This is a genomic window from Achromobacter spanius, from assembly GCF_002966795.1.
In the GTDB taxonomy this organism is placed as follows: domain Bacteria; phylum Pseudomonadota; class Gammaproteobacteria; order Burkholderiales; family Burkholderiaceae_B; genus Achromobacter; species Achromobacter spanius_D.
Genome location: NZ_CP023270.1, coordinates 4,661,664 through 4,680,035, shown reverse-complemented (window position 1 = coordinate 4,680,035; position 18,372 = coordinate 4,661,664). Strand labels below are relative to the sequence as shown.

Sequence of the window (18,372 nt, the reverse complement as noted above, 5' to 3'; positions counted from 1 at the left end):
CAGCCGCGCGGGAAATGCTCGCGTGGCTGCGTTTGTCCGTGCGCGCGGGACCACCTAAAACCGCTGATCCTTGTCGAACGGCACCTCGGAATCGCTCGGACGTTCGAACGTCGGCGCTTCACCATTCAAGTCGGCAACATGAATCTGCGCGAGGCGGGTCGCCTCGGCGATAGCGCCGTGGGCGGAATGAAACCGCTCGTCGATGGCAATGCGTTCGGACGGCACGCCGGCTATCGGTGAGATCAGCGTGTAGCCGATGCGCCATTCATCGCCGTCTTGCTCCGGCTGCGTGATCTGAAAGTCCCACTTGGCTGTTTGCATGATTTCTCCGGTCGGTCGGTTCATCCTACTGCACTCGATGCGCCCTTGAAAGGTGCGACGCTTCCCTGCGGTCATCGGCCCGGTCCAAGCCATGGCAGCAAGCAAGCGGGCATAAGAGTTGCTGCTTGGCAGGCTCATCTATGCGGAGTCACCGCTATGGCCAATCCGAAGCTCGACGTCCGATCCGGACAATATGCCGGCAAGCTGCCCCGCGACACGTTCCGTGTGCGCTTCATGCGCCGCTTCTACGACCCCGCATTCAAGGCAGAAGCCGAAGCACTGGAGCGGCTGGAAGCCATTGCGTGGGACGCCTACGAAAACGGACGCAAGGCGCCCGATACCGTCAAGGCGGGATCAGATTATGCCGATCCCGATTACGACCTGTCGGTTGAATGGAAGGACGCCCATGATCGTCTAGCGCGCGCGGCGTCGGTGCAGCGCGATCCGGAAACGCGCTCGCGCGTCCTGGTGATCAACGGCGCGGCGCGCAATGACGGGACCTGTCCTGGCGAGGTCGCAAAGACGTGGCGCCTGTCGGAGATCGTGCGCGATGAACTGGAGTCGGCCGGGGTGCAGGCAGACATGCTGGACCTTAGCCGGTTGACGTCGGAATACCAGTACCTCATCCATCCCTGCAAAGGCTGCGTGTCCACCGCGATGCCGCTTTGCCATTGGCCCTGTAGCTGCTATCCGAATCATTCGCTCGCGCAGGACAACGATGCGATGAACGACATCTACGAGCAATGGGTGTCGGCGCACGGCGTGATCCTGCTGGCGCCCACGTATTGGTATCAGTCGCCCAGCGTCCTGAAACTGATGATCGACCGGCTGGTCTGTGCGGACGGGGGCAACCCCGATCCGACGACGACCTCGGGCAAGGATGCGATGAAGGCCAAGCAGATCGAGATGGACGGGTGGCCGTTTCCGAAGCACCTGGCGGGCCGCGCCTATGGCGTCATGGTCCATGGCGACGTGGCGGGAATCGAGGGGCAGCGGCGCGCGCTGTGCGACTGGCTCGAATGGATGGGGTTGGTGGATGCGGGGGCGTCGTCGAAGCTGGATCGCTACATTGGCTATTACAAGCCGTATGCCACGAGTCATGCGGAGCTGGATGAGGACACGGCGGTGCAGGAAGAGGTGCGCAATGTGGCGAAGGCGATGGTCATGTGCCTGCCGCGCCTGCGGGCGGGGGAGTGGCCCGCCGTGGATCAGGGGTTGCCGTCACCGCGGCCGAAGTAAGCGCTGCGGGCGAGATCCATCCGACACTGAAACCGCCGCCGGGCGATCAACGCCAACGAGACGATCAATTCCCCGTCGGCAGCAACTGCATCCCCGTGCGGCGCGCAAACTCTTCGTAGCTGATCGGCGCGCCCGCCTTTGTGCTTGGGCTGTTCGCCTGCCAGTGCACCCACGAGCGCCCCGTGGACGCATCAAACACCACCTTGAACAGATGGCTGGGCACGGCAACGCCGGATCCAATCTCCTTGGGCTTGTCGCCGTAAAACGGCCCGGTGAACACATACACGTCGCCTGACGCGCGCATCACGTATTTGCGCGTGTCCTGCTCGATCTGGCTCCACGGGCCGCCGTTGTGGCGCTGGTCCTGCGGCACCATGTTGGCCAGTGAAAAGCTTTGCGCCATGGCCTCATGGGTGGACATGTCACCCGCGGGCGCCATGTGGCCGCGCGAGTAGCCCGACCCTTTGTAGTCCGCCAGTTCGGCGCGTTCGGCGCGCGGCACGCGCGCCTCGGCGTAGAACTTGTCGGACCGCTCCATGCCCTGTGCCTGCGTCAGGATCTTGCGGTTCAGGCGCTCGGCCACGAAAACGGGCGTCTTGGTCTGGCCGTTGTGCAGGATGGCGAAGTTTGAAAAGCACAGTTCGCGCAGCGTCTGGCTGGCGGGCACGACCGGCGGGCGTTGCTGCGGGAAGAATTGCGGGCAGTCGGAAAAGCGCGTGTGCGCCATGCCGCCGGCGGGCGCGGCTGCGGGCGCGAACTTTTCCTGGGTTGGCCAGCCGACGCGCGCAAGAATGTCGTCGACGGAGAAGTGGGCGCGCCACTGGGGGTTCAGCGCATACGTCGCCGCGCCGAACGCGGCCAGCGACGTCAGCGTGAACGTACGCAGGAATCGGTAGATGCGGCCGGGGCTGGCGGCCCGGCTTTTGCTGGCCGGGGCTTTCTTTCTGGGTGCTGCTTTCTTCGCGCGGGTCATGCTGCCTGTTTGTTGCGGGCCGGCGCCACTTCGCGCTCGGCAACTGGCGGCATTGTAGATGACCGCAACATGACAGGCGCTGGGCCGGCAACGCCGCCGCTGTCCACCGCCCGCGCGGCGGCGGGCAGAGTATTCTTATGCTCGTTCGAAATTCAAAAACACGACAGCCGCGCCTGCCGGCTGACAGGACTGGGGAAGTTCAATGAGATCGTCCGTGCTTTTCGTGGCCGCCATCGTGGCGGGCTGCGCTGCTCCCGCGCCGGGAGACATGATCACGCAGGCTAAGGTGCAAGCCATCAAGATCAACGTCACGACGTTTGATGAGATGGTCCGCGACTTTGGCCCGCCGCGCACGCAGGACATCAACAAGCAGGGGCTGCGGACGGCGTCGTGGTTCTATTTCAACAACAGCGAGTTCGGCGCCATGCAGGACCAGCGCACCCTGACGGTGACCTACAACAAGGACGGCACGGTCAAGGAATACCTGAACGCGTCCGCGGGCGAAAGGGACGGCGCGCAAAAAGCGCGATAGCGTCCTCGTCGTAAGAGCGCCTGGCTGCGGCCGTGAAACCCGACCGCCGGCAGCGCAATCACGGACGGCGGCACGCGGCACGAACACAGGATCACTGCTGCGGCGCCGCCTTCAACGCATTCGCCCGAATCTGCTCCGATCGCTGACGCTGCTCGTTCCGGATCGGGATGCAGTCCACCACCAGCACCTCTTCGCCGGTCCGCAGGTCGATGACCTTGGTGGCGCGGTACAGGTTGCTGGGTGGGCCGCGGTCCAGGCAGGCGCGCTTGGCGCCGGAGCTTGCGCGGAACAGCTCAGGCACGCCTTCGTACTGCGGGTTCGGGACGCTCCATTTGCCGCTCATGTCCTGAGTCCGCACCACGTATTGCGCAAAGGCGGGACCGCTGCACAGCAGGATGGCCAACGCGCAGGCGGCGCCAACGGCGGTTCTCATGGCGGACGATCCTTTAAGGACGACGGGTAGGGCAGCGTAGCAGCGCGCCGCCGCCTTCGCCGTCCGCCATAAGGATGAGGATTACCTCAGAAGCTGCACGCCGATCACGATCATCAGGATGCCAACGCAGGCATCCAGCACACGCCACGCGGTGGCATTGGCGAAGACGGGCCGCAGCAGGCGCGCGCCGTATCCCAACGCGAAGAAAAAGCAGAACGACGCGCAGATTGCCCCCGCGGCAAAGGCCAGCTTGCGGCCTTCGTACTGGCTGGATATGGAGCCCAGCAGGACCACGGTGTCCAGATAGACATGCGGGTTCAACCACGTGAGCGCAAGGCACGTCGCCAGCGCGGCATACGGGCTGTTCGCCTGACGGGACGAGGGCGACAGATGGCCGTGCTGCGTGCAAAACGCCGAATGCAGGCTGCGCGCCGCGTACACGAAGAGAAATAGCGCGCCGCCATAGCGCATGGCCGGTTCCAGCCAGGGCAGCAGGCCGACCGCCATGCCAAAACCCGCCACGCCCGCCGCGATCAAGATGGCATCGGATAGCGCGCAAGTCAGGCAGATCAGGAAGACATGCTCCTTGCGCAAGCCCTGTCGCAGCACAAAGGCGTTTTGCGCGCCGATGGCGACGATGAGGCTGAGGCCGAGGAGAAATCCGGGGAGGAAAGCGGTGGTCATGCTGCAACGTCTGGCTAGGTACAAGGGGCGCTCAGACTAGCGCTGGCCGTGGAATTAGAAAAACTAAATATCCTAATCTTTGATTAGTACGGTTAATGTTGAAAAGCTGCTCGCAGGATGGTCCATGCGCATCCCGAAGCCTTGCCCATGCCAACGTCCGTTCACGACGCGCTGCCCGCGCCTGCCGCCACCAGATGATCCAGCAGCAACGCTGCCGCCGCAGGCAACGCCGATTCGTTGCGCATGCAGATCGCAAAGCGCCGCCGGCTCCACGCATCCTTTAGCGGCAGCACGCGCAGCCCGTGCGCCAACGCATAGGGCGTGGCGACTTCGATGGGCGCCACGCTGATGGCCAGTCCCGCCAGCACGACGCGAAAGGCCGAATCGAAGTTGCTGACCGTGACGCGGTGCCGCAGCGCCTTGCCGCTGTCGTTGGCGGCCGTCTGCAGCATGCGCAGGACGGCGCCGGCGGCGGGCATGCTGACATGCTCGTATTCCAGCGCGTCTTCAAAGAAGACGGCTTCGCGGTCGGCGAGCGGATGGCCCGGCGCTGTGACGATGGCCAGGCGGTCGCCCCGGTACGGACGGTGCTCCAGCCCATGAAAATCGGCCGCATCCCAGCAGATGCCCAGGCTGGCAATGCCTTCCCGGACGCCGCGCACGACCTCGTGGCTGACGCGCTCCTCCATGTCGACCCGGATGTTGCGGTGGGGCGCGGCCTGTAGGAAGGCCGCGATGTCCTCGGCCAGGGATTCGGCCAGGACCGAGGCGGTGGCCAGGATCCGCACCTGTCCCTTCACGCCGCTGGCGTAGGCGGACATGTCGCGTTCGATGCGCTCGGAGCTGGCGAGGATGGCGCGCGCGTGCTCCAGCAGTGTTTCGCCGGCTTCGGTAGGCTCGACGCCCCGGCGCTTGCGCGTAAGCAGCTTGGCGCCCACGGTGTCCTCAAGCTGAGCCAGCCGCTTGCTGATGGCCGACCCCACGATGTTGGCGCGCTGGCCGGCGCGGGCAATGTTGCCGGTCTCGCAGACGGAAATGAAGAGCCGCAAGGTGGTGATGTCGAGGTCGCGCATGGCAGTCGCCCAGTTTGATATTCCTAAATGGAATTTTAAGCGTTCCAAAATACCGCTTGTGGGCGAATTGAGAATATCTAAACTGGAATTTCTCGTTTCATTGCCGAATTGCCATGCCCAATCAAGAACCCTCCTGTCGCCCGTCGGCCGTCACCGTCCGAGAAGTGGGACTACGCGATGGCCTGCAGAGCCTTTCCGTCGTGATGCCCACGCAGACCAAACTCGACTGGATCGATGCGGCCTACGCGGCGGGCCAGCGCGAGATCGAAGTGGGCTCTTTCGTGCCCGCCCGCCTGCTGCCGCAGTTGGCGGACACGGCGGAGCTGATCGCCCATGCCACGCAGCTTACCGGCCTGTCGGTGTCCGTGCTGGTGCCCAACCTGAAGGGCGCCGAACTCGCGCTGGCCACTGGCGCCCACCTGATGCTGGTGCCGCTCTCGGCCAGCCACGCGCACAGCCTGGCGAACCTGCGCAAGACCCCCGAGGAGGTGGTGTTGATGGTCGGCCAGATGCGCGCGGCGCGCGACGCGGCGGGTTCGTCCATGCTGATCGAGGGAGGCGTCGGCACGGCCTTTGGCTGCACCTTGCAGGGCGAAGTGCGGCAGGACGAAGTGCTGCGGCTCATGCAGGCACTGCTGGATGCCGGCGCCGACCGCGTCAGCCTGGCCGATACGGTGGGGTATGCCGATCCGGCGTCGGTGGGGCGATTGTTCGAGGCCGCGCGCCGCATCGCGGGCGATCGTCTGTGCTGCGCCCACTTTCACGACACGCGCGGGCTGGGGCTGGCGAATGTGCTGGCCGCGCTGGATACCGGGGTGGCGCGGTTTGACGCCTGTCTGGCGGGCATCGGCGGCTGCCCGCATGCGCCGGGCGCCAGTGGCAACGTCAGCACCGAGGATCTGGTGTTCATGCTGCAAAGCATGGGCATCGAGACCGGCATCGACTTGAACCGCCTCTTGGCCTTGCGCGAAGCCGCCGCTGGCTGGCTGCCCGATCAGCCGCTGCACGGCGCGCTGTGGCGCGCCGGCTTGCCCAAGACCTATCCTGCACGCAGCGGCCAGCCGGCCTGAGCGCGCGCATCACGCATCGACATCGAGCCTTTCCATGCAAAACGCCGCCATTCCCCCGTCCTCCCGTCCCTTGCCCCTTGCCGGCCTGCGCGTCGTGGAGTTCACCCATATGGTCATGGGCCCCACCTGCGGGATGGTCCTGGCCGATCTCGGCGCCGAAGTCATCAAGGTCGAACCCGTGCGAGGCGACCGCACGCGCCATTTGCTGGGCGTGGGCGCGGGATTCTTTCCGATGTTCAACCGCAACAAGAAGAGCATTGCGCTGGACATCCAGAGCCCCGCGGGCGCCGAGGTGGCCCGCAAGCTGGCCGCCAGCGCCGACGTGGTGGCGGAAAACTTCCGGCCCGGCACGATGGCGAAATTCGGCCTGGACTACGCCTCGTTGTCCAAAGAGAATCCACGCCTCATCTATGTCAGCCACAAGGGTTTCCTGCCGGGCCCTTATGCAATGCGCACGGCCCTGGACGAGGTGGTGCAGATGATGGGCGGGCTGGCCTATATGACCGGGCGGCCGGGCGATCCGGTGCGCGCCGGCACCAGCGTGAACGACATCATGGGCGGCATGTTCGGCGCCATCGGCGCGATGGCGGCGCTGATCCAGCGCGGCATCACCGGGCGCGGCCAGGAGGTGCAGTCGGCGCTGTTCGAGAACAACGTGTTTCTTGTGGGCCAGCACATGCTGCAGTACGCGATCACGGGCCAGCCGTCCGCGCCGATGCCCGAGCGCGTGTCGGCCTGGGCGCTCTATGACGTCTTCACGGTCAAGGACGGCGAGCAGATTTTCCTGGCGGCAGTGAGCGACGCGCAGTGGGTGACGTTCTGCGATGCCTTTGAATTCAACGATCTGAAGAACGACCCGGCGATGGCCACGAACAATGACCGGGTGCTGTTGCGGCCCACGCTGCTGGCGGATTTGCGCAAGCGGCTAGCGCATTACCGCGCCGCCGAGCTCGCAGCCGTGTTCGAACGCATCGGCCTGCCTTTCGCACCCATCGTCAAGCCCGAGGAGCTGTACGACGATCCGCACCTGCGCGCCACCGGCGGGCTGGCCGAGATTCGTCTGCCCGACGGTGAGCGGGCGGGAGAGACCGCCGGCGCCGCCCTGTTCCCGTTGATGATGGACGGTCAGCGCCTTGGCGTGCGGCGCGATCCGCCTGTGCTGGGAGCGGACACCGACGCGCTCCTGCAAGGGCTGGGGTACGACGCCGGACAGATCGAAGCGTTGCGCGCGCAGGGCGCCGCGGCGTGAAGTGAGGGCGCGCGCAGGGCTTGCAGCATGTCACGCCGCGCCAGAGCAGTTGATGAAGCCGTTGCAGTAAACGGCCGCGCAAGTCGGCCGATACAAAAACCATCAGGAGACAGACATGAGCAATCAACGAGCGGGCGGGCGCTGGAGCCGCCGCCAGGTGCTGGGCGCGCTGGGCGCCGCCGTGCTGGGTGTGCCCGGTGTGACGTGGGCGCAGTCGGACCGGCCGGTAAAATTCATCCTGCCGGTGGGCGTGGGATCCGGCGTGGACACGATCACCCGGGCGGCGGGGCCTGCCTTGTCCACCGCGCTGGGTCATACCGTTGTGGTCGAAAACCAGCCGGGCGCGGGCGGCATCTTGGGCACCTCGGCACTGGTGCGGTCAGCGCCAGACGGCTACACGCTCAGCATGGTGTCGAACAACCATGTCATCTTTCCGAGCGTCTACAAGAGCCTGCCGTTCGACCCGCAGGCCGACATCACGCCGATCAGCATGGTGGGCATGACGCCGTTCCTGCTGGTCGCCAATCCGCAGAAGATTGCCGCGAACGACGTCCAGGGGCTGACCGCGCTCTTGAAATGCCAGCCTGGCCGCTACAACTACGCGTCGTCGGGCAATGGCACGATTCTGCACCTGGCCGCCGAAATGTATGTGCAGCAGGCGGACGTGAAGGCGCGGCACATCCCGTATAAGGGCGTGGGACCGATGATGGCGGATCTGATCGGCGGGCAGGTCGACTTCGGCGTGCTGTCGCTGCCGTCGGTGCTGCCGCAAATCAAGAGCGTCGCGCTCAAGGCGCTGGGCGCCTGTGGCGCAGAGCGCATGGCGGCGCTGCCTGACCTGCCGACGCTGCGCGAGCAGGGGCTGGCGGACTACGAGATCGGCGGGTGGTTCGCGGCGGTCGGACCGGCGGAGCTGCCGCAGGCGGACGTGCGCCGCATCTATGACGCGTTGGGCCGCGCGTTCAACTCGCCGGAAGTGAAGCAGGCGATGGCGACCCAGAACAACCGTATCGTCCTGATGCCGCCGGAGCAGACGGTGGCGTACTTCCGTTCGGAAATGACGAAGTACGCGTCCGTCGTCAAAGGCGCGGGCCTGGAACTGATGTAGCCCGCGCCGAGCGGCAGGTCAGCTGCCGTTGCTCTTGCCGTGGCCGTTTTGATCGGCCGCGCGCAGCAGGCCGTACAGTTTGTCCTTCAGGTGCAGTTTTTCTTTTTTAAGCACCTCGATCGCGGCGCTCGAGGACGGCTTGATGCCGTCCTCCATGTTCTGGATTTCCTGATCCAGATCGTTATGCCGCTGGAACAGCGCCGAAAAGTGAGCGTTTTCGGATTTGAGTTGGGTAATGAGCTCGCGGTATTCAGGGAACATAAAGGCCTCTTGAGGAACCGGTTGACGGGACCGACGATGCGCCTGGCACGACGCGATCATCAGCGTCAAAGGCCATGACACGCCAATGACAACGCCTTGTCAACCTTACGGATTGAACCGCGGAGGGGGGCCGTTGACCCTGCGCAAGGGGGTCAAGAAATGAGCCATTCTGTCGTGTGCGTTCACGTTTCTTTACAGAATGGTCTGTCCCCGGCGATACACTCGCTTCCCCTTGGACAGTCCCAGATCCCCAATGAAACAGCGCGCACCGGTCTATCGCAGAGTGATGGATCTCTTCAAGCAGGACGGCCGGATCCATCCCGGCACGGGAATGATGAGCGGCGTGATTGCGCTGTTCTTGGCCATTTTGTCAGTGCTGGGCGTGCTGGCGTTTCACTTTCCGGCATACCTGACCACGCCCGAGCTGCGCAGCTTCTACTCGGTGGAGGCCATGCGCACGCTGCTGTTCGGCGCGCTGCTGGTGTCGGGCTCGATTGCGTTGGCCAACACCGTGCTGGGCCGGCAGCGCTGGCTGAACATTGCGGCGTTTGTGCTGGTGTGCTGCGCGGTGGCGGCAGGCGGCAGCCAAGTGGCCGTTAGCGCCACCAATACCGGCGGCCATCCGTATCTTGGGCTTGATTGGTTCATTCTGGACCTGCTGGCGTCCAGCACCGTCTTCATCATCTTTGAGAAGCTGACACCGCTGTACCCCGGTCAGCCGGTGTTTCGCGGCGAGTGGCAGGTGGACATGAAGCACTTCCTGTTCAATCACCTGTCGGTGGGCGCGGTGCTTCTGTGCATCAACTTTTTCATCCACCGCCTGTTCTCATGGGCGGCGTACGAACCGCTGCAACAGGCCATCCAGTCGATGCCGTATCTGCTGGAGCTGTTCGTGGCGGTGCTGGTGGCGGATCTGGCGCAATACGCCGCGCACCGCATCTATCACGAGGTGCCGTTCATGTGGCGCTTTCATGCCGTGCACCACAGCACGCGCACGCTGGATTGGCTGGCCGGCTCGCGCCTGCATATCGTTGAACTGCTGATCACGCGTGTGGCCGTGCTGGGCGTGCTGTTCGTCTTGGGCTTTTCGAAGGCCGTGCTCGATGCCTACATCATCATCGTGGGTTTCCAGGCGGTGCTGATCCATTCCAACGTGAAGCTGCCGTGGGGCTGGCTGCGCTACATCATCGTGACGCCGGACTTCCATCACTGGCATCACTCGTCCGATACCGAAGCAATCGACAAGAACTACGCGGCGCACTTTTCCTTTATCGACTATCTGTTCGGCACCGCGGTGCGCGGGGCGGGCAATCGGCTGCCGCAGAACTACGGGATTCTGGACAACGACATGCCAGGAACATTTCTGGCGCAGCAGGCGTATCCCTTCTCCCGCAAGCAGAAATGACAAAGGCCCAGGCAAATGCCTGGGCCTTTTTTCACCGCTGTCTCAGCGTGGTCTGGCCGGCAAGCCGGCCGCGCAACCTTACTTGGCCGCCTTGAAGGCCGAGTACGAGGCCATCAGGTTGCGATAGTCGGGGATGTGGTTGGCGAACAGGGTGCCCAGGCCTTCCACGTCGTTGCGCCAGTCGCGGTGCAGTTCGCAAGCCACGCCGAACCACGACATCAGTTGTGCGCCGGCCTGTTCCATGCGGCGCCATGCGGCGTCACGCGTCACTTCATTGAAGGTGCCCGAGGCATCTGTCACCACGAACACGTCAAAACCTTCTTCGATGGCCGACAGCACGGGGAACGCGACGCAGACTTCGGTGACGACGCCGGCGATGATCAGTTGCTTCTTGCCGGTGGCCTTGACGGCCTTGACGAAGTCTTCGTTGTCCCAGGCGTTGATGTTGCCGGGGCGGGCGATGTAAGGAGCGTCGGGAAATTTGTCCTTCAGTTCCTGGACCAGCGGGCCGTTGGGGCCGTCTTCGAAGCTGGTGGTCAGGATGGTCGGGAGCTTGAAGTACTCGGCCAGGTCAGCCAGGGCCAGCACGTTGTTCTTGAATTGGTCGGGTTGGAAGTCGCGCACCAGGGACAGGAGGCCGGCTTGGTGATCCACCAGCAGAACGGCGGCTTGGGACTTGTCGAGCTTCACGTAGGGGCGGGTCATGGCTGATTCCTTGGTCTATTCAGGTTTTGCGCGGTGTTGCGCGGTGTTTTGTGCAACGCTGAGTGCGTAGGAAGGATATTAATTTCAGGACGACCGCGCCGCTAGACGGGAATTTCGACTCTCAGCGTTCTATTTATCGGACAGCGTATGGACGGGTTGCAAAGTCGGGATGCCGTGGCGCGTCTGCGTGGCAGCTTCGCAGCGCGCGTTTTCACGATACGCCTCTCCCATGAAATCCAATAGTTCACGGACGGCGGGCAGTAGGCCCCGGCGCGACGGAAACACGGCATGCACGCTGCCGGGCTCGGGTTGCCAGGGCGCGCCCACGGGCACAAGGGTGCCCGCATCGAGTTCCTCCCGAATCATCAGGAGGGGCAGGGCGACGACGCCCACGCCTCGCAGTGCGGCCTGCTTCAGCGCCAGCATGTCGTCCGTGACGAGGCGGGGCATGAAAGGCACCGCGAGTCGCGCGTTGTCTGGTCCCAGCAGGCGCCATTGGCATTCCCGCTGCTCGGTCCCGAGTGCCATCGTCGGCTGTCGGCTGATGCGCTGCAGGTCGCCGGGATCGGGCAGTGTGCGCGCCAGCGCGGGGCTGGCGACCAGGCTCTGGCAGCTCAAGCCCAGGTTTTTCATGACCAGATCGCTGCTTTCGATGGGGCCGAAGCGCACGCGCACCGCCAGGTCGAAGCCTTCTCGCAGCACGTCCACCGGCCGGCTGAAGCTCTTCAGGTAGATGTTCACCTTGGGGCACTTTTCCATGAAGCGCGCCACCACGTCGCCGAGGAAGTAATAGATGAGCGCGGGCGGCGCGGCGATACGGATGGTGCCTTGCGGCTCGGCGTGCGTGCGGTCGATGACATCCTGCGCCGCTTCAGCGCCCGCCAGCATCGCCAGGCATTGGTCGTAATATTCCTGGCCCAGTTCGGTCACGGCGAACGTGCGGGTGGAGCGCTGGATCAGGCGCACGCCAAGGCGTTCTTCCAGCAGGGCGATGCGGCGGCTCAGGCGCGACTTCGGGATGTCCAGCGCCCGGCCGGCCGGCGCGAAACCGCCGTGTTTGACGACCTCGACAAAGTAATAAAGGTCATTCAGGTCGTGCATGCAAATTCCTAGTGGGTTGTCGTGGGCCGGTCGAGCATATTACGGCGCGCGGCGCCGATTCCCTATAAAGTCGGCATTACCCGCACGAAGAAGGGAGGAGACGCCATGTCCATCGATCCACTCGCGCTTGCACGCGAAATCAAGGCGGCGCAGGACCACGCCGCGCCGATTGCGCCCCTGACGGCAAGGCACCCCGGCTTCGGCCTGGCGCAAGCCTACGACGTGGCGGCCAAGGTCCACGAGATGCGCGTGGCGCAGGGTGCCCAGCAAGTCGGCCGCAAGATCGGCTTCACCAATCCGGCGATGTGGGCGGCGTTGGGCGTGGACTTTCCGGTCTGGGGGCGCGTCTACGCGCACACCCTGGTGCAGGCCGACGGCGGCGAGGTCCGCTGCCAGCTCGCTGCGTACGCAGAGCCGCGCATCGAACCCGAGATCGTGCTGCACTTTCATACCGCACCGCCGCAAACGCGCGACCTGACGCAGATTCTGGCCTGCGTGGACTGGATCGCGCACGGGTTCGAACTGGTCCAATCGCATTTCCCCGCCTGGCAGTTCCAGGCGGCCGATACGGTGGCGGACAACGCGCTGCACGCCGCGCTATTCATCGGCGCGCGCGCCGAACCCGCTGAACTCGGGCCCGACTTGCTTGACCGGTTGCAGCGTTTCCAGGTGGCGTTGTCCTGCAATGGCGAGCTGCGCGAGACCGGCTGCGGCGCGAACGTGCTGGGCAACCCGGTAGCCGCGCTGGCGCATCTGATCGATGTGGTGGCGGACCGGGCGGCAACCGACGCAATCCAGGCCGGGGAACTGGTCACGACCGGCACGCTGACGCGCGCCTACCCCGTGCACGCCGGTGAGACCTGGAGCACCGAGCTCGACGGGCTTAGCCTGCCAGGCATGCGGATCGTCTTCGAGGCGTAGAACAATCCGTCGAGGCGGGCGGACCGCTGGGCCTTCAGGCGGCCAGCGCCGTCTCGTCCTTCCAGCGCTGCTTGTCGCGCAATGGCGGCGCGCCGAACAGACGGCTGTACTCGCGGCTGAACTGCGACGAGCTCTCGTAGCCCACGGCATGCGCGGCCAGCGCCACGCCGGCATCGTCCGTCAGCATCAGCCGCCGCGCCTCTTGCAGCCGCAGGTGCTTCTGGTATTGAAGCGGGCTCATGGCGGTAGCCTGCTTGAAGTGATGGTGCAGCGACGACACGCTCATGTGGACGTCGCGCGCGATCTCTTCCACTCGCAGCGGCTGCGCGAAGTTGTCACGCAGGATGCGGATCGCCTTGGCCACGCGGTTGAGCTGGCTGTCCTGCAGCACCGTCTGGCGCAGCACGACGCCCTGGCCATTCATCAGCAGGCGGTACAACAGTTCGCGCTTGATCATCGGCGCCAGGATCGGAATGTCCCGCGGCGTGTCCAGCAGCCGCAGCAGGCGCAGCACCACGTCCAGCAGCGTGCTGCCCAGCGGATTGATGCAAAGCGCGCGGGAGGCTTCGGCGGGCACCAGCGGCGGCAGGTTTTCGTCGCTGATCAGCGCGGTGATCTCTTCGGGGTTCAGGTCCAGCCGCAAGCCCAGATAGGGCAGCGTCGGACTGGCGACCGACACCTTGGCCACCACGGGCAGATCCACCGACGAGATCAGGAAATGGAAGGGATCGTATTCGTAGGTCTCGTCGCCGATGAACAGGCGCTTGGATCCCTGGGCAATGACCGCCAGCGCCGCCTTCTGCAGGCCGGGTTTGGCGCCCGACGGCTGCGACAGCCGGTGCAGGTACAGACCCTCGATCGGCGTATCCAGCGCCCCTTCCAGGTTGCCGGTCATGCGCTCGAGCGTGCAGAGCAGCTCGGACCGCGCCAGTTCGCAGGCGGCGTCCTGAGCGGCGCCGGCGGGCGCGAGGGATCGGGCAGGATTCAGGGACATCGAGGGGCTCCCGGGGGCGCGCCGTCCGTAAACCAGGAGGGCGACGGCGGCAGAGGATTGGGTGTCCGCCAGTGTATTGCGATCTTGCGCGGTTCGCGGCGGCCGGCACAGGGGAATGGAGGATTAGGCAGGAATCCCGGAGAAAACGACGGGTCGCGCTGAATCGGCTGCCGCGCCGGAGAATCAGGCAAAAAAAGGGCAGGATCAAGCAGCGTGCGCGCGGCTCGCCGGACGCATACTGTCCGCACCCCGGCAGGCTGCCGCAGCGGTCCCACTCCGGGATCCGGCGCGCCCGCCAGCCCCTGAAGGAGCACACATGCGATACAAGAAATTCGGCAGCACGGGCCTGTTCGTCTCGGAGCTTTGCCTGGGCACCATGACCTTCGGCGGCGAAGGCGAGCTCTGGAGCAAGATCGGCAGCCTGCAACAGGAAGACGCCAACCGGCTGGTGGGCCGCGCGCTGGACGCGGGCGTCAATTTCATCGACACGGCGGATGTGTACTCCGAAGGCCGTTCGGAAATCATCACGGGCCAAGCGTTGCGCGACCTGAAAATTCCGCGTGAAGACGTGGTGATCGCCACCAAGGTGTTTGGGCAGACGGGCGCGGGCGTCAATGCCCGGGGCAATTCGCGCGTGCACATCCTGGATGGCGTCAAAAAGAGCCTGTCGCGCTTGCAGCTTGACCATATCGACCTGTATCAGATCCACGGCTTCGACCCCGCCACGCCCGTCGAGGAAACCATGCGGGCGCTGGACACGCTGGTGCAGCATGGCCACGTGCGCTACATCGGCGTGTCGAACTGGGCCGCCTGGCAGATCATGAAGGCGCTTGGCATTGCGCAACGCCTGGGGCTGGCGCGCTTCGAGTCGCTGCAGGCGTACTACACGATCGCTGGCCGCGATCTGGAGCGGGAACTGGTTCCCATGCTGCAAAGCGAGGGCGTCGGGCTGATGGTGTGGAGCCCGCTGGCCGGCGGCCTGCTCAGCGGCAAGTACAGCCGTGATGGCGAGGCCGAGGCGGGCAGCCGTCGCGTCGCGTTCGATTTCCCGCCCGTGAACCGCGAACGCGCCTACGACAGCATTGATGCGCTGCGGCAGATCGCTGATGCGCGCGGCGTCTCGGTGGCGCAGGTGGCGTTGGCATGGCTGCTGCACCAGCAGGTCGTCACCAGCGTCATCATCGGCGCCAAGCGCGTGGATCAGCTGGATGACAATCTGGCCGCCACGGATATCCAGCTGACGCAGGACGAACTGGCCGCGCTGGACAAAGTCAGCGCCCTGCCGCCGGAGTACCCGGGCTGGATGCACGTGCGTCAGGGCGAACACCGGCGCCAGCAGTTGCGCGAATCGGGCGCTGCCTGACCTGACCCGCGACCAGGGATGGACCGGCGCGCCAGCGCCGGTCCGTACCCGCCGGACGTCATGCATTCTCGTGTGGAAGGCCAAGGGCAAACTCCGTACATCAACGGCGGTCGGCCATCTTAGGGCGGTGAATCTTCATTCCCGGCTAGTAAAATCGCACCGGTCTCCATCCTTGAAGTATCCACATGACCGAGTTTTTCACGTCTGACGAACTGCTGGCGTTGCGTGAACACGGCATTGCGGTGTTTGCGGACCGCCTGCTGATCGATGTGCAGCCGCCGATGTCCGACGCCCGCATTGCGGAAATCCAGGCCGTTTGCGAGGGGCCGCTTCCGCCAGCGCTGCTCGATTTGTGGCGGCTCACCGCCGGGGGCGAGCTGGCCTACGACCTGCGCGCGCAGATGGACGGCAACGAAGAGGCCCTGAGCTGGTCCGAGCTGTTCTTCGACGGCAGCGACCAGTACCGCGACCTGCAAGGCTGGATCGAGCACGAGCAAGAGTGCGCCGAGGAAGCCGCGGCCGAGGACGGCGCGACGTGGAACGGAAAGCTGCGCTATCTGCCGATAGGCGGCTTCGAATACTGCGACCGCATCTACGTCGCGGTCGAACCGGGTTTGCGCGCGGGCAGCGTGGTCGCGTGGAAGCAGGGTTTGCCGGGGTGGACGCACGCCTTGCAGCAGGATGGCATCGCGACCATCGCGCCCGATCTGCATGCCGCGTTTGCCGCGCTGTGCCTGGAAACCGATCCCGAGGAAGACGAGGACAGCACCGGCTTGCGCGTGCTGGAGTATCTGGATGAGCGCGTGTCGGATCACGGCATGCCGCAGTCGCTGGCGGACCGCGTGGCCGCCTTTTACCGGCAGGCGCTGGTGGACTGGCGGGGCCCGCTCGCGGATGGCACGCTGGCCGACAAGCCTGGCCTGGCCGCGCTGGCCTTGCAGCATGCGTTGTCGCACGACGACGCGGCCCTCGTGCGGCGTCTGTCGTCGCAGGGCGTGCGCCTGGATGCGCCGCTGCGCGGCAGCGCCCAGGCGCTGGACGTGGCCTTGATGCAGCACGCGCACGCGGCGGCGCAGGCGTTGCTGGACGAGGGCGCGCCGGTCAGTCCCTCCGCCATTCACCGTTTCGATCGCGAACCGCCCGCCGCACTGGTCGCCGGGCTGCTGGCGCGCGGCGCCGAAGCCGATGCGCTGGGCGTCGCGCGCTGCGTCGCGTGCGGATCCCCCGAGGCGGCGCGTCTCGTTGCCCAAGCCTGCGGCGAAGGCATTGCCCAGGCGTACGCCGAGGTGCGCGATTCCATGGCCACCCGTTACCAGGAAGACCTCAAGCGCGTGCGCGCCGGCAAGCTGGGCCACTATCTAGGCGCGGACGGCCTGGCGGCGCGGGTCGCGAACCTGCGGGAGTTTGCCCTGTGAATCGTCTTGCCGCCGGGTTCGCGCTGTCGATCGTGCTGTGCAGTCCGGCGGCTTGGGCCGCCGGCAAGCCATCGTTCGATTGCGCCAGAGCCCGGACGGCGGTCGAGAAGGCGATCTGCGCCGATGGCGGGTTGGCAGAGCAGGATGCCAGCATCGCACGACATTTCGGCAAGGCCAGAATGACCTTCGACCCGGCGACGGGCAAGGCGCTGACGGAAGACCAGCGCTGGTTCGTCAAGGTGCGGGACGAGGCCTACGCGTCGCCGCCCGGCAACGACCCGCCCCAAAAGGAACTGGCGGACCGGTTGAAGTATCGCGACGCCTTTCTGTCGTCGCTGGTGCTCAAGCGCCGGCAAGGCTTTGAAGGCGATTGGGAAAACCTTGCCGGTGGCATTTCGATCAAACGGCAGCCGGATGGCAGCCTGGCATTCGACGGCTCCGCGGCGCATCCGGAAAATGGCCGCTGGGTGTGCGACGTGCGCGGCGCGGGCGCGGTCAAGAACAATGCGGTGGTCGTCGAGACCGTCGACGCCGAGGGCTGGACGCTGACGTTGTCGCGCAAGGGATACGGTCTCGTGCTGTCCGAAAACCCGCCGGCCGGGGCCGCCGACGCAGCCAGCCGGCCGTATTGCGGCCTGAACGGCGCGCTCGGCGGCGTTTACTATCCGGTTTCAAGGCCTTGATCGGCGCGGCGCCACCGCGTCTAGAATGGCATTCCGAACCGCAGTGAACACGTTCTTGTTTTGAAAGGACAGGCGTGACCATCCCGTATCTGCGCCGGCTGACCGCGGTCAGCCGCAGCCCGCAAGCCAACCGCCATCTTGCCTACCTGCTGACCTTCACCGCCGGCGCCGTCAACGCGGGCGGGTTCCTGGCGGTCCAGCAGTACACCTCCCACATGTCCGGCATCGTGTCCATGATGGCCGACCACATGGCGCTCGGCGGGGTGATCGTGGTGCTGCAAGGTCTGGCGGCGCTGTTGTCGTTCATGGCGGGGGCGGCCAGCTCCGCCTTCCTGATCAACTTCGGGCGCAGATCCCGGCTGGCCAGCGAATACGCGATGCCGCTGCTGCTGGAGGCCGTGCTGCTGCTCATCTTCGGCCTGCTGGGCGCCAACCTTGAGACCTTGCGCTGGTTCTACGTGCCCGGCACGGTGATGCTGCTCTGCTACATCATGGGCCTGCAGAACGCGATGATCACCAAGGTCTCCCGGTCTGAAATCCGCACCACGCATGTGACGGGCATGGTGACCGACATCGGCATCGAGCTCGGCAAGCTCTTCTACTGGAACGTCGCCAAAGGCGATCCGCAGGCCATGCCGCGGGTGCTGGCCGACCGCGGCAAGCTCATCGTGCTGAGCCTGATGGTGACGCTGTTCTTCGTCGGAGGCGTGACGGGCGCGTATTCGTTCTTCAACTTCGGTTTCGGATCGACGTGGCCATTGGCGTTGTTGCTGATGCTGCTGGCCGCGGTGCCGATCCTGGATGACATCCGCAGCTTCATGCACCGCACCTAGCCGGCCGCG

Annotated in this window: 19 protein-coding genes and 1 pseudogene; 11 read left to right on the top strand and 9 right to left on the bottom strand. The window is 65.3% G+C overall.

What is annotated here, in order from left to right; all coding sequences use genetic code 11:
• Window positions 1-54 precede the first annotated feature (54 nt).
• Window positions 55-321: a hypothetical protein gene (locus CLM73_RS21210; RefSeq protein ID WP_105240118.1), complete on the bottom strand. Its 267-nt coding sequence runs from the start codon at window positions 319-321 to the stop codon at window positions 55-57.
• A 156-nt stretch (window positions 322-477) separates the two neighbouring features.
• Here CLM73_RS21210 and CLM73_RS21205 point away from each other — a divergent pair, with 156 nt between their 5' ends.
• Complete coding sequence (locus CLM73_RS21205; RefSeq protein ID WP_105240117.1) at window positions 478-1,560, top strand: flavodoxin family protein; 1,083 nt, start codon at window positions 478-480, stop codon at window positions 1,558-1,560.
• A 64-nt stretch (window positions 1,561-1,624) separates the two neighbouring features.
• Here the strand turns inward: CLM73_RS21205 and CLM73_RS21200 are convergent, their stop codons facing one another.
• Window positions 1,625-2,533, bottom strand: a complete 909-nt coding sequence (locus CLM73_RS21200; protein WP_105240116.1) for a DNA/RNA non-specific endonuclease — start codon at window positions 2,531-2,533, stop codon at window positions 1,625-1,627.
• A 202-nt stretch (window positions 2,534-2,735) separates the two neighbouring features.
• Here CLM73_RS21200 and CLM73_RS21195 point away from each other — a divergent pair, with 202 nt between their 5' ends.
• The gene (locus tag CLM73_RS21195) at window positions 2,736-3,065 is read left to right on the top strand and encodes a hypothetical protein (protein WP_199778183.1); all 330 of its coding nucleotides are present in this window, start codon (window positions 2,736-2,738) and stop codon (window positions 3,063-3,065) included.
• A 91-nt stretch (window positions 3,066-3,156) separates the two neighbouring features.
• Here CLM73_RS21195 and CLM73_RS21190 read toward each other — a convergent pair whose 3' ends face one another.
• From CLM73_RS21190 to CLM73_RS21180, 3 genes are all read right to left on the bottom strand, one after another.
• Window positions 3,157-3,498 carry a hypothetical protein gene (locus tag CLM73_RS21190; protein ID WP_158685911.1) on the bottom strand — a complete coding sequence of 114 codons (342 nt, stop codon included), beginning with the start codon at window positions 3,496-3,498 and terminating at the stop codon, window positions 3,157-3,159.
• A gap of 81 nt (window positions 3,499-3,579) precedes the next feature.
• Window positions 3,580-4,182 (bottom strand): LysE/ArgO family amino acid transporter, encoded by a 603-nt coding sequence (locus CLM73_RS21185; RefSeq protein WP_105240113.1) that lies wholly within the window; start codon window positions 4,180-4,182, stop codon window positions 3,580-3,582.
• Between the two features lie 161 nt (window positions 4,183-4,343).
• On the bottom strand, window positions 4,344-5,255 hold the full coding sequence (locus CLM73_RS21180; protein WP_105240112.1) for a LysR family transcriptional regulator: 912 nt from the start codon (window positions 5,253-5,255) through the stop codon (window positions 4,344-4,346).
• A gap of 113 nt (window positions 5,256-5,368) precedes the next feature.
• On the opposite strand from CLM73_RS21180, the gene CLM73_RS21175 reads away from it, so the two are divergent.
• The 3 genes from CLM73_RS21175 to CLM73_RS21165 all read left to right on the top strand — a co-directional run bounded on the left by CLM73_RS21175 (window position 5,369) and on the right by CLM73_RS21165 (window position 8,682).
• Window positions 5,369-6,325, top strand: coding sequence for a hydroxymethylglutaryl-CoA lyase (locus CLM73_RS21175; RefSeq protein WP_105240111.1), 957 nt, complete (start codon window positions 5,369-5,371; stop codon window positions 6,323-6,325).
• 34 nt (window positions 6,326-6,359) lie between these two features.
• Window positions 6,360-7,574, top strand: coding sequence for a CaiB/BaiF CoA transferase family protein (locus CLM73_RS21170; RefSeq protein WP_105240110.1), 1,215 nt, complete (start codon window positions 6,360-6,362; stop codon window positions 7,572-7,574).
• A 115-nt stretch (window positions 7,575-7,689) separates the two neighbouring features.
• Window positions 7,690-8,682: a Bug family tripartite tricarboxylate transporter substrate binding protein gene (locus tag CLM73_RS21165; RefSeq protein ID WP_199778182.1), complete on the top strand. Its 993-nt coding sequence runs from the start codon at window positions 7,690-7,692 to the stop codon at window positions 8,680-8,682.
• 18 nt (window positions 8,683-8,700) lie between these two features.
• On the opposite strand, the gene CLM73_RS21160 is transcribed toward CLM73_RS21165, so the two are convergent.
• The gene (locus CLM73_RS21160) at window positions 8,701-8,943 is read right to left on the bottom strand and encodes a YdcH family protein (protein WP_105240109.1); all 243 of its coding nucleotides are present in this window, start codon (window positions 8,941-8,943) and stop codon (window positions 8,701-8,703) included.
• Between the two features lie 253 nt (window positions 8,944-9,196).
• On the opposite strand from CLM73_RS21160, the gene CLM73_RS21155 reads away from it, so the two are divergent.
• Window positions 9,197-10,348: a sterol desaturase family protein gene (locus tag CLM73_RS21155; protein ID WP_105240108.1), complete on the top strand. Its 1,152-nt coding sequence runs from the start codon at window positions 9,197-9,199 to the stop codon at window positions 10,346-10,348.
• A 78-nt stretch (window positions 10,349-10,426) separates the two neighbouring features.
• Here CLM73_RS21155 and ycaC read toward each other — a convergent pair whose 3' ends face one another.
• Both ycaC and CLM73_RS21145 read right to left on the bottom strand, forming a co-directional pair.
• Window positions 10,427-11,053, bottom strand: a complete 627-nt coding sequence (gene ycaC / locus CLM73_RS21150; protein WP_056570984.1) for an isochorismate family cysteine hydrolase YcaC — start codon at window positions 11,051-11,053, stop codon at window positions 10,427-10,429.
• Between the two features lie 129 nt (window positions 11,054-11,182).
• Window positions 11,183-12,154: a LysR substrate-binding domain-containing protein gene (locus tag CLM73_RS21145; protein WP_105240107.1), complete on the bottom strand. Its 972-nt coding sequence runs from the start codon at window positions 12,152-12,154 to the stop codon at window positions 11,183-11,185.
• Between the two features lie 105 nt (window positions 12,155-12,259).
• Here CLM73_RS21145 and CLM73_RS21140 point away from each other — a divergent pair, with 105 nt between their 5' ends.
• Complete coding sequence (locus CLM73_RS21140) at window positions 12,260-13,075, top strand: 2-keto-4-pentenoate hydratase (protein ID WP_105240106.1); 816 nt, start codon at window positions 12,260-12,262, stop codon at window positions 13,073-13,075.
• Window positions 13,076-13,109: 34 nt separating this feature from the next.
• On the opposite strand, the gene CLM73_RS21135 is transcribed toward CLM73_RS21140, so the two are convergent.
• A complete protein-coding gene (locus CLM73_RS21135) occupies window positions 13,110-14,069 on the bottom strand; it encodes an AraC family transcriptional regulator (protein WP_105240105.1) in 960 nt (319 codons plus the stop codon).
• A 316-nt stretch (window positions 14,070-14,385) separates the two neighbouring features.
• Between CLM73_RS21135 and CLM73_RS21130 the strand changes: the two genes are divergently transcribed.
• The 4 genes and pseudogenes from CLM73_RS21130 to CLM73_RS21115 all read left to right on the top strand — a co-directional run.
• Window positions 14,386-15,432 (top strand): aldo/keto reductase, encoded by a 1,047-nt coding sequence (locus CLM73_RS21130; RefSeq protein ID WP_105240104.1) that lies wholly within the window; start codon window positions 14,386-14,388, stop codon window positions 15,430-15,432.
• Window positions 15,433-15,617: 185 nt separating this feature from the next.
• The gene (locus CLM73_RS21125) at window positions 15,618-16,847 is read left to right on the top strand and encodes an SMI1/KNR4 family protein (protein WP_105240103.1); all 1,230 of its coding nucleotides are present in this window, start codon (window positions 15,618-15,620) and stop codon (window positions 16,845-16,847) included.
• Window positions 16,844-17,530: a lysozyme inhibitor LprI family protein gene (locus CLM73_RS21120; RefSeq protein WP_105240102.1), complete on the top strand. Its 687-nt coding sequence runs from the start codon at window positions 16,844-16,846 to the stop codon at window positions 17,528-17,530. The genes CLM73_RS21125 and CLM73_RS21120 overlap by 4 nt, the downstream gene beginning before the upstream one ends.
• A 74-nt stretch (window positions 17,531-17,604) precedes the next feature.
• Window positions 17,605-18,357: pseudogene (locus tag CLM73_RS21115) on the top strand (YoaK family protein); the annotation flags it as partial.
• Between the last annotated feature and the right edge of the window lie 15 nt (window positions 18,358-18,372).

What these genes read in the sequence shown, in the direction of transcription:
- CLM73_RS21210 (WP_105240118.1), bottom strand. Translation starts at nt 321, where the DNA reads ATGCAAACAGCCAAGTGGGACTTTCAGATCACGCAGCCGGAGCAAGAC.
- CLM73_RS21205 (WP_105240117.1), top strand. Translation starts at nt 478, where the DNA reads ATGGCCAATCCGAAGCTCGACGTCCGATCCGGACAATATGCCGGCAAG.
- CLM73_RS21200 (WP_105240116.1), bottom strand. Translation starts at nt 2,533, where the DNA reads ATGACCCGCGCGAAGAAAGCAGCACCCAGAAAGAAAGCCCCGGCCAGC.
- CLM73_RS21195 (WP_199778183.1), top strand. Translation starts at nt 2,736, where the DNA reads ATGAGATCGTCCGTGCTTTTCGTGGCCGCCATCGTGGCGGGCTGCGCT.
- CLM73_RS21190 (WP_158685911.1), bottom strand. Translation starts at nt 3,498, where the DNA reads ATGAGAACCGCCGTTGGCGCCGCCTGCGCGTTGGCCATCCTGCTGTGC.
- CLM73_RS21185 (WP_105240113.1), bottom strand. Translation starts at nt 4,182, where the DNA reads ATGACCACCGCTTTCCTCCCCGGATTTCTCCTCGGCCTCAGCCTCATC.
- CLM73_RS21180 (WP_105240112.1), bottom strand. Translation starts at nt 5,255, where the DNA reads ATGCGCGACCTCGACATCACCACCTTGCGGCTCTTCATTTCCGTCTGC.
- CLM73_RS21175 (WP_105240111.1), top strand. Translation starts at nt 5,369, where the DNA reads ATGCCCAATCAAGAACCCTCCTGTCGCCCGTCGGCCGTCACCGTCCGA.
- CLM73_RS21170 (WP_105240110.1), top strand. Translation starts at nt 6,360, where the DNA reads ATGCAAAACGCCGCCATTCCCCCGTCCTCCCGTCCCTTGCCCCTTGCC.
- CLM73_RS21165 (WP_199778182.1), top strand. Translation starts at nt 7,690, where the DNA reads ATGAGCAATCAACGAGCGGGCGGGCGCTGGAGCCGCCGCCAGGTGCTG.
- CLM73_RS21160 (WP_105240109.1), bottom strand. Translation starts at nt 8,943, where the DNA reads ATGTTCCCTGAATACCGCGAGCTCATTACCCAACTCAAATCCGAAAAC.
- CLM73_RS21155 (WP_105240108.1), top strand. Translation starts at nt 9,197, where the DNA reads ATGAAACAGCGCGCACCGGTCTATCGCAGAGTGATGGATCTCTTCAAG.
- ycaC (WP_056570984.1), bottom strand. Translation starts at nt 11,053, where the DNA reads ATGACCCGCCCCTACGTGAAGCTCGACAAGTCCCAAGCCGCCGTTCTG.
- CLM73_RS21145 (WP_105240107.1), bottom strand. Translation starts at nt 12,154, where the DNA reads ATGCACGACCTGAATGACCTTTATTACTTTGTCGAGGTCGTCAAACAC.
- CLM73_RS21140 (WP_105240106.1), top strand. Translation starts at nt 12,260, where the DNA reads ATGTCCATCGATCCACTCGCGCTTGCACGCGAAATCAAGGCGGCGCAG.
- CLM73_RS21135 (WP_105240105.1), bottom strand. Translation starts at nt 14,069, where the DNA reads ATGTCCCTGAATCCTGCCCGATCCCTCGCGCCCGCCGGCGCCGCTCAG.
- CLM73_RS21130 (WP_105240104.1), top strand. Translation starts at nt 14,386, where the DNA reads ATGCGATACAAGAAATTCGGCAGCACGGGCCTGTTCGTCTCGGAGCTT.
- CLM73_RS21125 (WP_105240103.1), top strand. Translation starts at nt 15,618, where the DNA reads ATGACCGAGTTTTTCACGTCTGACGAACTGCTGGCGTTGCGTGAACAC.